Raw genomic sequence first — 14,330 nt, forward strand, 5'->3', positions numbered from 1 at the left:
TGCTCTGTGCTGGTGGGATACCGGCCTAGGTCAGGCCTTGGCCAGTTCGGCGCGCATGGCGTCTATGGTGGCCTTGTAATCCGGTGTGTTGTAGATGGCCGAGCCAGCTACAAAGGTGTCTGCGCCGGCGCGTGCGATCTCGGCGATATTGTCCACCTTGACCCCGCCATCAATCTCCAGCCAGATTTCCCGGCCGGTCTTGGCGGTATATTCGTCGATGCGGCGACGCGCCTCGCGTAGCTTGTCCAGTGTGCCGGGAATGAACTTCTGGCCGCCAAAGCCTGGGTTGACTGACATCAGCAGTATCATGTCCAGCTTGTCCATGACATGGTCCAGGTAGTGCAGCGGGGTGGCGGGATTGAACACCAGGCCGGCCTTGCAGCCCTGTTCGCGGATAAGGCCCAGGCTGCGATCGATATGCTCGCTGGCCTCGGGGTGGAAGGTGATGATGTTGGCACCGGCCTTGGCGAAGTCGGGGATGATGCGGTCCACTGGCTTGACCATCAGATGCACATCGATCAATGCGTCGGTACAGGGGCGGATGGCCTCGCAGATCATGGGGCCTATGGTCAGGTTCGGCACGTAATGGTTGTCCATCACATCGAAGTGAATGATGTCGGCGCCGGCCGCAATGACGTTCTGCACTTCCTCGCCCAGCTTGGCAAAGTTGGCAGAGAGGATGGAAGGGGCAATGCGGAAGGTGGGCTGGCTCATGGCGGTGCTCTGCGAGATGGGAAGATGGCATCGATTTTACCGGAAACCGATGAGCGCCTTGTCGCTGACTGCGTTTTCGCGTGTAATCTTCGTCCGTTACTCTCACATTGCGCCAAGGCACCATGGGCGAATCCCGCAAGTACGACATCACCGTTACCGTGCAAACCCAGTTTCTCGCCGATCAGTCGGACGAGGAGGCGAATCGCCATGTGTTTGCCTACCACATCAGCATCGTCAATACCGGTACTATTGCCGCCCAGTTGCTCACCCGGCACTGGATCATCACCGAGGCCGATGGCAAGGTGCAGGAGGTGCGGGGCCAGGGGGTGGTGGGTGAGCAACCCAGCCTCCAGCCGGGGCAGGCATATGGCTATACCAGTGGCGTAGCGCTCAGTTCGCCTGTTGGCACTATGCACGGCAGCTATCAGTTCCGTGCCGAGGACGGTGAGTGCTTTGACGCTGTCGTCGATCAGTTTGTGCTGTCGGTTCCCAGGGTCTTGCATTGAGCCACGCTGGGCGTGGCCGGCGGATAGTGAGAATTTCCCCCGCGCCATTCTTGTAGGTGGTGATGCAAAGGCATAGGCTGCATTTAAATGCAGTCAGGGTAATCCAGCGCAGAATACAAAAAGGCAATTCCTTTTGAGGGGAATTGCCTTTTTACAGCAATCAGAATCCTAGGCTAGTGGCTCTGTATCAAACAAACCGCCTGAATCAAACATCTCGCTGAGATATCATTCTGCCGAGTAGCAGATTATACCATTTGAATATTGGTGGCTTGCGGGCCTTTTTGACCCATGCCGGCAACATAGGAGACCTTTTGGCCTTCTGCCAGCGACTTGAAGCCTTCCGAGCGAATTTCGGAGAAGTGGGCGAACAAATCCTTGCTGCCATCATCAGGGGTGATAAAACCAAAACCCTTGGCGTCATTGAACCACTTAACGGTACCTGTTTCCATCTTGAATATCCTTTTGTGTAGTGTTGGGCACATGCCCATATGCATGACATTCAAGGAGTCGAGAACGGAACGAGCACGAATGGTACAGCTTTAGACGCACTAAGTAACTAACTGGTTTTCTACTTGAAGATCCTGCATCTCCCGTTTTACGCAGTTCTGCTGGTTGAGTCAATGAATGATGCTAATTATTTCTTTGAGGGCGATTAATTTGGCCTTGGGTTTTGGCCTGCATAAAGGCTTGCAAGGGCTATTTATGCTGTTCGGGTTTTTGTTTTAAGCGAGCGTTAGACATCGGATACCGCCAGGTATTGCCTGCACGCTTGCTAGCTCTCGCAGGGGGTCAAGGGGTTGCCAGCGCACCCCGCCAGTATTCTCCTAAGGCGGCCAGCAGCTCGGTGCGGAAGTCCGGCCGTATTGGGGCAAATACGGGTTCATCCAGCAGACGGCAAAGGCTGTCCGGGTAGTCCAGCGATTGCCATAGGCCGCGCGTGAGGGCATAGGCGCGGGTCAGTAGGCTAAGCCCCCGGCCGGCCGGCAGGCCCAGGGCGGCTTCCAGGGCGGCGCCAGCACTGACCAAGCCTTGGGTCAGCTCCAGTTTAAATACACGCAGCTGCTCCAGCCCCAGATTCTGCTCCAGCACGCTATAGGCCATGGCATCCAGCCGCATCAACTCGGGGTGCTCGTCCAGGTAGCAGACATAGCGCTGCATGAAGCGCGTCAGCTGTACCTCGGCGCTGCCGCCCTCCGGGCTGAAGCTGTCGTGTACTTCCTGCAGCAGGCCGAGCCACTCGGCCCACAGCAAGCTCATGAAGATTTCTTCTTTGGTGCAGAAGTACAGATAAACCGTGCCCTTGGCGAGGCCAGCGGCTTCGGCAATCCGGGCGACGGAAGGCAGGTTGCGAGTATCTTGCAGGAACAGTCCGCGCGCCGCTGCCAGGATGGCGTCGCGTCGGGCCTGTTTGTCTTCGCTATCAAGGGCACGTTGGGTCATGGCCACAATTCTACCCTGTTTGGGGAGCCGCTGAATTGCCGCCCCCGGTCTGCTGGCCAGGCTGCTGCTAGTTTTTCATCAGCTGGTATGCCACGCGGCTTTGCAGGCTGCGGGGCGCGAAGCGGTTGCTGAAGATGGTGAGCTTGTTGCCCACACCCGGAATTACGCTGGCTGTACCGTTGAACAGCGCCTTCAAGCCGATATCCACCACCGGGCGCGATTGCATCATCAGCAGTCTTTGGTAAGGCGTGGTCTGCTGGCCCGATGCCGCCAGGAAACCGGTGGCGGATACGCCGGGGGACAGCACGCTGACCTTGACCTTGCTGGGGGCCAGCTCAGTATGCAGGGCCTCGCCAAACAGCAGCACATAGGCCTTGCTGGCTGCGTAGGCCGCATAGGTGGGGGTGGCCTGATAGCCGCCGATGCTGGCCACCAGCAGAATATGTCCGCCACCACGCTTGACCATGTCGGCCGCAAATACATGCGTCAGTTCGGTCAAGCTGAGTATATTGAGTTGCAGCATTTCCAGCGTCTTGCCCAGGGGCTGATCTACAAACTGGCCATACACGCCAAAACCGGCATTGTTGATCAGCACATCCACGGCCAGGCCGTGGCTGTCCAATTGGGCCTTGAGCGCGCTGCCGGCACCGGGGGTGGCCAAGTCGGCTGCTTCTACCACTACTTCGATGCCATGCAGTGCGCGCAGGCTGGCGGCAAGCTTCTCCATGGGCTCGGTGCGCCTTGCGGTCAGTATCAGGTTGGCCCCGCGCTCAGCCAGGGCTGTGGCGAAATCCATGCCGAAACCGCTTGATGCGCCTGTGACCAGCGCCCACTTGCCCTTGATGTTGTCCATGTCTGCCCATTCCCGTTTGATGAATATGACCGGTGGTCATTTTATGGGTACATTACAAGTGACCGGTGGTCATTTGTCAAGCGGGGTGTGGCGTGCGGATGGTACGAGCCTGTGCGCTCAGCGTGCCAACAATGTGCCGAAGATATCCCAGGCCAGTTTGGCAATCAGCACGCTGACCAGGCCGATAAAGAGCTTGCGTATCAAGGTGGTACCGCCACGCATGGCCATGCGCGCACCAAAAAAGGCGCCGGCGATATTGGCCACTGCCATGGGAATGGCATAGTGGTACAGCACATGGCCAGCGGGGATAAAGAAGGCGAGGGCGGCCAGGTTGGTTGCCACATTGACGATCTTGGCGGCACTGGATGCGCGGAGGAAGTCAAACCCGAAAAAGCGGATGAACAGGAAGATCAGAAAACTGCCGGTGCCTGGGCCGAACAAGCCATCATAGAACCCGATGGCACCGCCTATGGCCAGCGCAATGATCAGTTCGCGCCGGCCTATATGGCTGGGCCGGTGCAGTGCGCCGAAATCTTTCTTGCGCAATGTATAGCCCAGCATGAACAGCAACAGGGCCAGCACCAGGGGGCGCATCCACGCTGGCGGAATATAGCTGACAGCCATGGCGCCGATAAAGGAGAAGGCGAAGGCGGTCAGTGCGGCGGGGATGACCAGCTTCCAGGCGATATCGATCTTGCGGGCGTAACGCCATGCCGCCATACCGGTACCAAATACCGAACTGAACTTGTTGGTGCCAAACAGGGTGGAGGGCGTGTGCTGGGGTAGGGTGGAAAATAGACCCGGCACCTGTATCAGACCACCGCCGCCCACGGCGGCATCGATGAGACCTGCCGAGAAGGCGATGAGGACCAGCGGCAGGAGTTCTATTGCTTGCATTTGGGCGGGGCTGTCACGGTCAGGCCTATCATGCTGCCTGCCGCCCAAGGGGCGTGGCAATGCGGGTTTGCCGGTGCTTGTTGCAATGGCGGGTTCAGTGCAGGCGGAAGACCAGTGCCAGCATGCGGCCGATCTCTGCTTCCAGCAGGCTCTCGGGCCACGGTGGCGGCAGGTTCATGCATTCGAACTGCAGGCGGTGGATGACACTGAGCACCAGCGAGGCATCGACTTCCGGTTGATCGGAGCCCACCATGCGGGCCAGTTGCGCGATGCCGGATACCAGCATGGCACGATAGGCTACCACTTTGGCACGTACCGGTGGGTCCAGCCGGTAGAGCGAGAGGAAGTTCAGCTCTACGGCAAGCCCGACGGAATGCAGCTCTGCCTGCATACGTATGAAGTTGGCCAGCCGCCGCGTGACTTCGAGATGAACCGCCACGCGCGCGTCGCCCGAGCGCAGCAGGATCTCTGGCGGTAAGTCGGACAAATAGAGATTGAGCTGGTTCAGCATCTCTACATTGTCTTTGGCGGCGACCAGGACGAAATGATCGAAGGTCTGTTCGATCAGATCGTTCATGCCGTTGAAGAAATAGGTGGTCAGCGACAGGGGAACGCCAGCCTCGGCGGCGATCGCCCTATGGGTGATGCCATGCAGCCCCCGTTTGGCGATCAACACCAGGGTTGCGTCAAGTATGCGGCGGCGCGACTCTTCGCCCCGTCGTTGCAGTTTTCGGCCAGTGGCACTGCTGGTGTGCTCTATGGTGAGGTTGTTCATGGCGATCAATTCTACCGGAATGATACCGGTATGCATTTGCAACAATATTTTCCCGGCAGGTTTTATCTTTGTCTTGCCACAAAAGTGGTGGGCCGGGGGCCACATGCCATGCAATCAGCGCGCTCTCTGGTCATTATTGTACGGATGTACCGTATTTTGATGACCATTGATCGGCAAGCTTGGCTGCAGCGGATATACATAGCCTCTGGTGGTCGCCTGGGCAAGCTAGCAGGGTTGCTGGTGACAGGGTGGGCGGCTTGTGGTGCTTGCGTGGCTTCTGCCTGCCGCCCCGATGGGGTATCCCTGTCCAGCGTGGGGTATTCGAGTATTCGCTGGGCTGACAGGCGCCGCTAGGCGTTCTCTTCGGGCTTGGTACTCTCGGGGTATTGAACGGCCTTGTTGGCAACCGATAGCTAGGTGCTGGTTGCGCGAAAGTTAAAACATGTGCGTTGCAAAGGGTTGGCGCATCGCCTACCAATCCTGCACTAGCCCTAGCTCGCGGCAGGCTTTGTCATAGACGAAAGCAGGTGCGGCGTTCTCCTTCGTGGAGCTTGCTATCCAACCCCAAGGTACTGAATCTATCTCGCCACGCAGGGCCGCCAGCACAAGCTTGGCTTCATCTGTGGCACCGCAGAGATACAGTGTGGCAGCAAAGTGATTGAGGCCAGCGCTGCTGAACGGGCTGGATACGCGCATCAGCTTGGCTTCCAGCTCACCCGGTTTGGCACTCACCCATTTATACAGTGCGGCGACCAAGGCTTTGGCGTTTTTCTCATTACGCAGGGTTTTCAGACTTGCGCTGCTTTGGCCTGAGTTCAGTGAAAGAGCGTATTCGCTATAGGCGAAGGCGACCAGGGCATGCAGCATGCTGCCGGGTGGGGATTTGGCGGAACAGTCTGCGGCGTAAGCGAACATTTCATTGTGACTGCCGCCCCACTTTTGCGTAGTCGCATGGAAGTACTTCATATGCAGGGCCCAGTGGGTGGGTTGCCTGCGCAGGCCCTCTTCAAACCAGTTGTCTATTTGCTCCCGGTCTTCACTCTTGCCCACGCCAAGATGTATCAACCAAGCCAGCGCTTCGGCGGCGCTGGTGTCGAGTTCTGCGGCTTTTTCCAGGGCAGACTTGGCGGCTTCCAGGTGCTCGAAAAAGGGACGCCAAGCGTCTTCGTCGACGTATTCTGCATAGCTGCCTCCACGTATCTTCCAGCCTGCTATCACCAGTGATGCGCCGAGCAGCGTGTGGGCGAGTGCGGAGCGTGGTGCGCTTTTGGTCCAGGCTGCCGCAGCATCGACGGCATCGCCCAGGTTGGCGTAGCCATAGACTGCGCGTTCCTTGGCTTCCCCCGACAGTTTGCCGAACATCAGCTCCGCATCGACATAGTTGCTACGAAGCACCTTGTCATGCAATGCCTTGGCGCTGGGGGTGGGCAGGTCTTTAGCCAGGGTGGCGTAGGGCTGTAGACGCAGGACTTTCAACAAGGACATGGCTGAGCTCGTGAGCGAGGAGTGAGGGCGTATGGGGCGCGCATCCTACTCGCTACACGTGAAATTTCCAGTATGGGGCGGCGTAGGCGCGGAATGCGCCGGCCGCAGCATGCTGGTTAAGGCCTTGTGGCAGGGCTGGCGGTGGGGGGCTTATTCGCGTACCCAAGTCTGGGTGCGACCCAGCAGCGAGAAACCCATATAGCCACGTACCTTGAGCTTCTGACCACCATCAGCCAAGGCCAGCTTTACGCTGTAGATATCGCCGTTGTCGGGGTCCATGATCTTGCCACCGGCCCACTCGTCGCCATCTTTCTTGACGCCCCAGATAATCTCCAGCCCTATCAAGGGTTTGTTCTTCTTGTCGCCTTTGCAGGCGGTGCAGAGGGTTTCCTTGCTCTCGAACAGCTTGGTGAGCTTGCCCTTGAGCTCGCCATTCTCCTCCCAGATCTGGATGATGGCTTCGGGCTTGTTGGTTTTGTCGCTGATGTTCTTCCAGTTGCCTATGGGGCTGTTGGCATCGGCAAAGGCGGGGCTGATGGCCAGGGCCAGCAGGCTGGCAAGCAGGGGGCGGGTCAGGTGCATGGTTGTCTCCGTGGCGGCGCTGCGGCCGCGCTATGTAATGGGGTTTGGGCGCTAGCATGCCATGGTTGCCCGGTGTGGGTTAAGCAATGGGGCTGGCTGGCTGGGGCAAGTGTTGCGTTCGTGTAGCTAGCGCTTGAATTGCTGGACGTTTACCCGCATTTTCAACCTCACCGCGCTTGCTGCGCTGCGTTATAATGCGCGGCTTTGATTGGGCTTTTCCCTGTATCAGGAAGGAGAGAGAACATGCCGATCTACGATTACCAATGCACTGATTGCGGCCATCGTGCCGAAGTACTGCGCAAGCTGTCCGACCCTGTGCTGACCGATTGCCCCTCATGCGGCAAGGCTAGCTTTGCCAAGCAACTGTCGGCCGCTGGCTTTCAACTGAAGGGCTCGGGCTGGTATGCCACCGATTTCAAGGGCGGCAGCAGTACCAGCGTGCCTGCAAAAACCGAGACGGCAACGGCCGATGCGGGTGCCCACGCCTGCGGTACCGGCGGTTGCGGCAGCTGCGCCTGATTTGATAACCGACACCGAAAGCCACGGATGAAGCGCTACTTTGTTACCGGACTGCTGATCTGGGTGCCGCTAGGCATCACCCTCTGGGTGATCAGTACCCTGGTGGGTGCACTGGACAGCCTCTTGCTGCTCCTGCCCGATGGGAACCGCCCGCGCGACTGGATAGGCGTACACATCCCTGGTCTCGGTGTGGTGCTGGTCATGGCCATACTGTTGCTGACCGGCTTGCTGACCGCCAATATCCTGGGCCAGCGGATGGTGAGATTCTGGGAAGAAGTCCTCAACCGTATTCCGGTGGTGAAATCCATCTACGGCTCGGTGAAGCAGGTATCCGATACGGTGCTGTCCGACTCCGGCAATGCCTTCCGCAAAGCCTTGCTGGTGCGTTTTCCGCACGGCGATGCCTGGACGGTGGCCTTTCTGACCGGTACCCCAGCGCCTGAGCTGGCCTGCCAGCTGGATGGGGAGCATGTGTCGGTCTATGTGCCGACCACGCCCAACCCGACTTCGGGTTACTTCATGGTGGTGAAGAAGTCGGCCACCATAGAGCTTGATATGAGCGTGGACGAGGCGCTCAAGTATGTGATTTCCATGGGTGTGGTTGCACCCGGCGGCAAAGCCAATGGCGATACGCCCTGCAAGCAGCTCAGCCCGAATTTGCCAGGCTAGGCGGCAAACCCGCCTGTTCTGTTTAGTTTTCGTTATCCAAGAAAATCCGGCCCTACCCGGGCCAATCTGTTACTGGAACTGCCATGCGTACCGACTACTGCGGCTTGATCGACAAGCGCTACCTCTCCCAAACCGTCACCATCAAGGGCTGGGCGCATCGTCGCCGCGACCACGGCGGCGTGATCTTCATCGACCTGCGTGACCGCGAAGGCCTGGTGCAGGTGGTGATCGACCCCGATACCCCAGAAGCCTTTGCCTTGGCCGATACCGTAAGGTCGGAGTTCGTGGTGGAAGTGACCGGCATTGTGCGTGAGCGCCCGGCCGGTACGGCCAATGCCAACCTGGTGTCGGGCGAGATCGAGATTCTGGCCAAGCAGATTGTCATCCTCAACGCGGCCAATACCCCGCCGTTCCAGATCGACGAGGAAAACCTCAGCGAGATGACCCGCCTGCAGCACCGCGTCATCGACCTGCGCCGCCCGGCCATGCAGAAGAACCTGCGCCTGCGCTACAAGGTGGCCCTGCTGGTGCGTAACTTCCTCGACAGCCGTGGTTTCATCGATATCGAAACCCCTATGCTGACCCGCTCTACACCGGAAGGTGCCCGCGACTACCTGGTGCCCAGCCGTGTGCATGACGGCCAGTTCTTTGCCCTGCCGCAAAGCCCGCAGCTGTTCAAACAGCTGCTGATGGTGGCGGGCTTTGACCGTTACTACCAGATCACCAAGTGCTTCCGTGACGAAGACCTGCGCGCCGACCGCCAGCCTGAATTCACCCAGATCGACGTGGAAACCTCCTTCCTCGGTGAAGAAGAGATCATGGACATCATGGAAGAGATGGCCGTCCATGTGTTCAAGGAAGCCATAGGCGTGGACCTGGGCAAGTTCCCCCGCATGCAGTACGACGACGCCATGTTCTACTATGGCTCGGACAAGCCGGATATGCGGGTGACCTTGAAGTTCACCGAGCTGACCGAAGTCATGAAGGATGTGCCGTTCAAGGTGTTCAGCGGCGCGGCCAATATGGACGGTGGCCGTGTGGTCGGTATGCGCGTGCCGGGCGGTGCTGCCTTTACCCGCTCCGAGATCGATGCCTGGACGCAGTTTGTTGGCATCTATGGTGCCAAGGGCCTGGCCTATATCAAGGTCAATGACGTCACCAAGCTGAACGAAGAGGGCCTGCAGTCGCCTATCGTCAAGAACCTGACGCCTGAAGCGCTGGCCGCCATTATCGAGCGCACTGGTGCACAGAACGGCGATATCGTGTTCTTCGGTGCGGACAAGGCCAAGGTGGTGAACGAAGCCATCGGCGCCTTGCGTATCAAGATCGGCCATGAAAAGGGCGAGGCCGGTGGCTTCTTTACCCGCGAATGGAAGCCGCTGTGGGTGGTGGACTTCCCCATGTTCGAATACGACGAAGACAGCAAGCGCTGGACGGCTTGCCATCACCCCTTCACCAGCCCCAAGGTCGAACACATCGAGTTCCTCAAGACCGATCCGGGCAAGTGCAAGGCACGCGCCTACGATATGGTGCTGAACGGTTGGGAGCTGGGTGGTGGTTCGGTGCGTATTCACCGTGCCGACATGCAGTCCACCGTATTCGAAGCGCTCAACATCGGCGCCGAAGAAGCCCAGAACAAGTTCGGCTTCCTGCTGGAAAACCTCCAGTACGGTGCGCCTCCCCACGGCGGCCTGGCCTTTGGCCTGGATCGTCTGGTGACCTTGATGACCGGTGCAGAATCCATCCGCGACGTGATTGCCTTCCCCAAGACCCAGCGTGCCCAGTGCCTGCTGACCCAGGCGCCCAACAGCGTGGACGAAAAGCAATTGCGTGAGTTGCACATCAAGCTGCGCAACACCCCGCAAGTGGCTTGATCGCCAGCTGCAGGCAACAGGACGGGACGCTCAGGCGTCCCGTTTTTGCATCTGTCTCGGAGAATTCCTGCGTGCTGCCTAGGGTGACGCTCAATCATCTTTACCTCTATCTGGACCAGGCCACCCGCGATGCCATCGTGGCGTCGCCCTTCATGCGTCAGGAGTTTGCCGTGCTGACGGTCAATACCGCTGCGATGGACGATGGCAGGCAGTGGACAGGCGCCTAGCCTGCATCCTTGTGGGCGCCCACGCCTTGATCGTCCCGGGTCTGCTCACGGCCGGGGTAGCGTATCAGCTTGAGATGCTGAAAAGCCCCTTCTGCCACCGAGGCATCAAAGGCCGTGGCTGGCTGGCCCAGCGCCAGCGCAAAAGCTTGCAGCAACTGTTGGCTCAGCTTGCGCAGGCTCTCTTGCCATGTGAGGACAATGCCACGCATGGCGGGCAGTGCTGTGGGCCATTGATTGGGGCCCTGTAGCCGGAGCCAGGGCTGGTCTTGGGCAATGCTGCTGAGTGCGATGGCCTCCTCCATCAGATCGAACTGCTCGCGCCAATCCTGTTTACCCAGCGTCAGCTCGCTGCCTATCTGGGTGTAACCCCGGAAGTGGGGCGAGTTGACCATGCTGACGCCATGCTTGGCCGCTGCAGGCAGGTTGAAGAACTGCCTGCTGACTGCCAATACCTGCTGCTGCAGTGCGGGGTCTATGCCATGGCCGGTCAGGTAGAAGAAACCGATCTCATGTGCCGCCCGGCGAAGCTGATCGAGGAAGGCCTGCCTGGCGGGCTCTGCGGCATGAAAGTGGCTGAAGTCTAGTACCAGCAGGCTAGGCGTGGATAGTGCGGGTTCGGCTGGCTGATATGTAAGCATATGGGACTGTGTAGCAAGCGTTGTTTATTCCAAAATGCAATACAAAACAAATTAAAATAACAAAAAGGTCTATTGATTGCGTGCCAAGGCGACGCATGTGCATAAAGTGACACATACGCTTGCTCGGCTAGGGGGATATCTGGTGTGCGCTAGGCTGAACGGAAGGGGTGAGGCAACCTCGCTGCGCTTGGACAGGGCTGCCAGGTTCAGTCTGTCCAGCGGAACAGCGCGTCGCCAAAGTCCAGGGTGGACTTTTGTCCTATGTGCTCGCCGTTCTCAGCCAACCAATTGCTGGCGACGTCGAAGCCGATATCGTGCAGCAGTTCGAAGAAGGCCCATTCGGTATTCATCTTGCTGGAAGCCGACATGCGTTCCAGGCAGGATTCGCCGTGGATGAGGTGCACGTTCAGTTCGCGGTAGCGCTCATCCAGTACCTCATTGCGGCGGGCCAGCCTGCCCAGCAGGGCAACGCCCCGCAGTTCCTTGATCAGGCTGGCATTGAAGGTGATCTCGTTGATGCGGTTCAGGATGGCACGGGTGTCTTCTGGCACTTCGTCGCGCTGCAAGGGGTTGACTTGGACGATCAGTAAGTCATCGGCACGGGTATCGTGTATCAGGGGGAAGAGCGAAGGATTGCCGGTGTAGCCACCATCCCAATAGGCTTCGCCGTCGATTTCCACCGCCTGGAACAGGTAGGGCAGGCAGGCCGAAGCCATGACCGTATCGGCGGTCAACTCCTTGCGCTCGAACACCCGCGCAGCGCCCGAACGCACGTTGGTGGCCGTGACAAACAGCTTGAGCTGCCGGCTGCTGCGCAAACGCTCGAAATCCACGGCGTCTTCCAGCAGGTTGCGCAGCGGATTGATATTGAGCGGGTTGATGTCGTAAGGCGACACCAGATGCGACATCATGTCGAACAAGGCGTAATAGGGCGAGGAATCCAGACTCCAACGGCCAAACAGTACATCCCAAGGAGTACGCTTGAAGGGAGACAGCAAACCCAGATTGCTGACCCCGCGCCAAAAGTTGGCCAGTGCGGCTATCGCACCATCCCGGCCATCCTTGGCCAGGCCATCTGCCAGCACCACCGCATTCATGGCGCCGGCACTGGTGCCGCTGATGCCGACAATGTCGAGTTCCTGTTCCTGCAGCAGCCGGTGTAATACCCCCCAGGTAAATGCACCATGGGCTCCTCCGCCTTGCAGGCCGAGATCGATTTTCTTACGCTTGGTGGTGGTCGTAGTCATGGTGGCGGCTAGGTCAGGGTAGAGGGGAATCGAAGCGCGGCGGCTGGCATGATGCAGGGTCGCTACCCAATATACACCGAGCCGTGACTGCCGGATGCCTGCCAGGACTGGGTGTGTCCTGTGGGGGCATGGGTACTGACCTTGGTAGCCACTGCCGCTATCATCCTGCCATTTTCCTCGAGGAGGGTTAAACCCCATGTCCCAGCGTCTGGCATCCTGCAGTTGCGGTCAGCTCACGGCCATGGTCGTCGGCGAACCCGTGCGCGTCTCCATCTGCCACTGCCTGGCCTGCCAGCGCAGAACGGGCAGTGTCTTTGGCCAGCAGGCCAGATTCCTTCGCGAGCAGGTAGTGTTTGCCGGCGCCTCGACCGAGTATGTGCGGGTCGGGGATGAAGGCTCACACGTCCGGTTCCACTTTTGCCCCCATTGCGGCGCCACGGTCTACTACGAGCTGGGTGGGCTGGATGCGTACCTTGCCATTCCTGTTGGCGCATTCGCCGATCCGGGCTTCCCCGCGCCCAGTGTCTCCGTCTATGAGGAGCGCATGCACAGCTGGGTTGTGCCGCCAGCTGATGCGGAGCACATACGCTAAGCAGCCCACTATGGACGGCGCCTAAAACGGTAATCGTGCGCAAACACCGCCATGGGGAGCGACCGGATATTGCGTTGTCAGGCGCTTGCTATACTATGCCGACTGAATAAACCATCAGGCTGGCGCTGCGTTTTACTGCACAAGCCAGCGGGCTGGCACCTTGCGCGTCGCGAGGGTGTGGGCCGGGTGAACAATCAAACAAGGATAAGGGAGAGCGCATGAAACCTCAGTTGCAACGTCCTACTGCAGCCTTTGTCGGCGCAGCCTGGGTGGCCCTGTTTGTGGGCGCGGGTACCTATATGGCCGGCTTGTGGAATGCCGCCATGCAGCTCAACGAGAAGGGTTACTACTTCGTGATCCTGATGTACGGCTTGTTCTCGGCCGTATCCCTGCAAAAAACCGTGCGTGACCGCATGGAAGGCATCCCCGCGACGGGGCTTTACTTCGGCCTGTGCTGGGTGTCGGTGGGCTTGTCGTTGCTGCTGCTGGCAGTGGGCTTGTGGAACGCTACGCTGGCCCCAGCCGAAAAAGGCTTCTACGCCATGGCTTACATACTGAGCCTGTTTGCCGCAGTGACTGTACAGAAGAACGTGCGCGACGTTGCCTTGCTGCAAGGCGGTACCACCCCCATAGGCGATACCCGACCGCAGCCGCTGGAGTAGCTTGGCCTGTGGGACGGAAAACAAGAAAGCCACTCGATGAGTGGCTTTTGCGTTTTTTGTTTCTGAGTGATCGAAGCCGGAGCGGCGCACTTCACTGGATCCAAGTCAGGTAAGAACCGTAGCGGGCTATTTCTGCTGCGCCGGAGGCAATGCCGCTATGCCGTGCTGCGCAGGCACCTAAAGCTAGTTGGGAGGCGGGCGCTGCAGGTCGGCTCTGGGGCGCCAATCAAGCCGGGATGGAGGATTCTCCGTTGTCACTTAGTTGGCGAGGGAATGAGAAAAGGGCCTAGCCTTGCGGCTAAGCCCTTGATTCTGTGGTGCCGGAGATAGGAGTCGAACCTACGACCTTCGCATTACGAATGCGCTGCTCTACCAACTGAGCTACACCGGCACTTGAGCTGTGTTAGCTCACATACAGCCCGCTAGTATAGCGATGCTGGGGCGGATTGTGAATATGCTTTTGCGAGTTTATGGCGGGCTAGTGGGGCTGCCGCTGGCGGGTTGTGGCTTGGTTGGGTAGGGCTGGACGTAACAAAGGCCTGTGTCTTGCGACACAGGCCTTTGAGACTACTGGTGGGCCCGCACGGACTTGAACCGTGGACCAAAGGATTATGAGTCCTCTGCTCTAACCAACTGAGCTACAGGCCCAA

Annotated in this window: 17 protein-coding genes and 2 tRNA genes; 7 read left to right on the top strand and 12 right to left on the bottom strand. The window is 58.9% G+C overall.

Features of this window, described 5'->3' with window-relative positions; translation table 11 throughout:
- Positions 1–30: 30 nt before the first annotated feature.
- Positions 31–714 carry a ribulose-phosphate 3-epimerase gene (gene rpe / locus V7714_RS17080; RefSeq protein ID WP_284197448.1) on the bottom strand — a complete coding sequence of 228 codons (684 nt, stop codon included), beginning with the start codon at positions 712–714 and terminating at the stop codon, positions 31–33.
- A gap of 122 nt (positions 715–836) precedes the next feature.
- Between rpe and apaG the strand changes: the two genes are divergently transcribed.
- Complete coding sequence (gene apaG / locus V7714_RS17085; protein WP_335710798.1) at positions 837–1,220, top strand: Co2+/Mg2+ efflux protein ApaG; 384 nt, start codon at positions 837–839, stop codon at positions 1,218–1,220.
- Between the two features lie 245 nt (positions 1,221–1,465).
- Here the strand turns inward: apaG and V7714_RS17090 are convergent, their stop codons facing one another.
- From V7714_RS17090 to V7714_RS17120, 7 genes are all read right to left on the bottom strand, one after another.
- Positions 1,466–1,669 carry a cold-shock protein gene (locus V7714_RS17090; RefSeq protein ID WP_284197446.1) on the bottom strand — a complete coding sequence of 68 codons (204 nt, stop codon included), beginning with the start codon at positions 1,667–1,669 and terminating at the stop codon, positions 1,466–1,468.
- 340 nt (positions 1,670–2,009) lie between these two features.
- Positions 2,010–2,660 (bottom strand): TetR family transcriptional regulator, encoded by a 651-nt coding sequence (locus V7714_RS17095; protein ID WP_335710799.1) that lies wholly within the window; start codon positions 2,658–2,660, stop codon positions 2,010–2,012.
- Positions 2,661–2,727: 67 nt separating this feature from the next.
- Positions 2,728–3,513 (bottom strand): SDR family NAD(P)-dependent oxidoreductase, encoded by a 786-nt coding sequence (locus V7714_RS17100; protein ID WP_335710800.1) that lies wholly within the window; start codon positions 3,511–3,513, stop codon positions 2,728–2,730.
- 117 nt (positions 3,514–3,630) lie between these two features.
- On the bottom strand, positions 3,631–4,410 hold the full coding sequence (locus V7714_RS17105; RefSeq protein WP_335710801.1) for a sulfite exporter TauE/SafE family protein: 780 nt from the start codon (positions 4,408–4,410) through the stop codon (positions 3,631–3,633).
- 94 nt (positions 4,411–4,504) lie between these two features.
- On the bottom strand, positions 4,505–5,221 hold the full coding sequence (locus tag V7714_RS17110; protein ID WP_284197648.1) for a TetR/AcrR family transcriptional regulator: 717 nt from the start codon (positions 5,219–5,221) through the stop codon (positions 4,505–4,507).
- 435 nt (positions 5,222–5,656) lie between these two features.
- Complete coding sequence (locus V7714_RS17115; protein WP_335710802.1) at positions 5,657–6,670, bottom strand: hypothetical protein; 1,014 nt, start codon at positions 6,668–6,670, stop codon at positions 5,657–5,659.
- Positions 6,671–6,820: 150 nt separating this feature from the next.
- A complete protein-coding gene (locus tag V7714_RS17120; RefSeq protein WP_335710803.1) occupies positions 6,821–7,252 on the bottom strand; it encodes a DUF2147 domain-containing protein in 432 nt (143 codons plus the stop codon).
- A 243-nt stretch (positions 7,253–7,495) separates the two neighbouring features.
- On the opposite strand from V7714_RS17120, the gene V7714_RS17125 reads away from it, so the two are divergent.
- The 4 genes from V7714_RS17125 to V7714_RS17140 all read left to right on the top strand — a co-directional run bounded on the left by V7714_RS17125 (position 7,496) and on the right by V7714_RS17140 (position 10,541).
- Positions 7,496–7,771 (top strand): FmdB family zinc ribbon protein, encoded by a 276-nt coding sequence (locus V7714_RS17125; protein ID WP_335710804.1) that lies wholly within the window; start codon positions 7,496–7,498, stop codon positions 7,769–7,771.
- A 27-nt stretch (positions 7,772–7,798) separates the two neighbouring features.
- Positions 7,799–8,440 (top strand): DUF502 domain-containing protein, encoded by a 642-nt coding sequence (locus tag V7714_RS17130; protein ID WP_335710805.1) that lies wholly within the window; start codon positions 7,799–7,801, stop codon positions 8,438–8,440.
- A gap of 83 nt (positions 8,441–8,523) precedes the next feature.
- A complete protein-coding gene (gene aspS, locus V7714_RS17135) occupies positions 8,524–10,314 on the top strand; it encodes an aspartate--tRNA ligase (protein ID WP_335710806.1) in 1,791 nt (596 codons plus the stop codon).
- A 71-nt stretch (positions 10,315–10,385) separates the two neighbouring features.
- A complete protein-coding gene (locus V7714_RS17140; RefSeq protein ID WP_335710807.1) occupies positions 10,386–10,541 on the top strand; it encodes a DUF5829 family protein in 156 nt (51 codons plus the stop codon).
- Here V7714_RS17140 and V7714_RS17145 read toward each other — a convergent pair.
- Together V7714_RS17145 and V7714_RS17150 are read right to left on the bottom strand one after the other, a co-directional pair.
- A complete protein-coding gene (locus tag V7714_RS17145; protein WP_335710808.1) occupies positions 10,538–11,179 on the bottom strand; it encodes an isopenicillin N synthase family dioxygenase in 642 nt (213 codons plus the stop codon). The genes V7714_RS17140 and V7714_RS17145 overlap by 4 nt on opposite strands.
- A 206-nt stretch (positions 11,180–11,385) precedes the next feature.
- Positions 11,386–12,426: a patatin-like phospholipase family protein gene (locus V7714_RS17150; RefSeq protein WP_335710809.1), complete on the bottom strand. Its 1,041-nt coding sequence runs from the start codon at positions 12,424–12,426 to the stop codon at positions 11,386–11,388.
- A gap of 196 nt (positions 12,427–12,622) precedes the next feature.
- Between V7714_RS17150 and V7714_RS17155 the strand changes: the two genes are divergently transcribed.
- The gene (locus V7714_RS17155) at positions 12,623–13,018 is read left to right on the top strand and encodes a GFA family protein (RefSeq protein ID WP_335710810.1); all 396 of its coding nucleotides are present in this window, start codon (positions 12,623–12,625) and stop codon (positions 13,016–13,018) included.
- 218 nt (positions 13,019–13,236) lie between these two features.
- Complete coding sequence (gene yiaA / locus V7714_RS17160; RefSeq protein ID WP_284197432.1) at positions 13,237–13,680, top strand: inner membrane protein YiaA; 444 nt, start codon at positions 13,237–13,239, stop codon at positions 13,678–13,680.
- Between the two features lie 315 nt (positions 13,681–13,995).
- Here yiaA and V7714_RS17165 read toward each other — a convergent pair.
- A tRNA-Thr gene (locus V7714_RS17165) sits at positions 13,996–14,071 on the bottom strand.
- A gap of 180 nt (positions 14,072–14,251) precedes the next feature.
- Positions 14,252–14,328 (bottom strand) — tRNA-Ile (locus tag V7714_RS17170).
- Positions 14,329–14,330: the final 2 nt, after the last annotated feature.

This window comes from Chitinimonas sp. JJ19, assembly GCF_036961565.1.
Classification (GTDB): Bacteria; Pseudomonadota; Gammaproteobacteria; order Burkholderiales; family Chitinimonadaceae; genus Chitinimonas.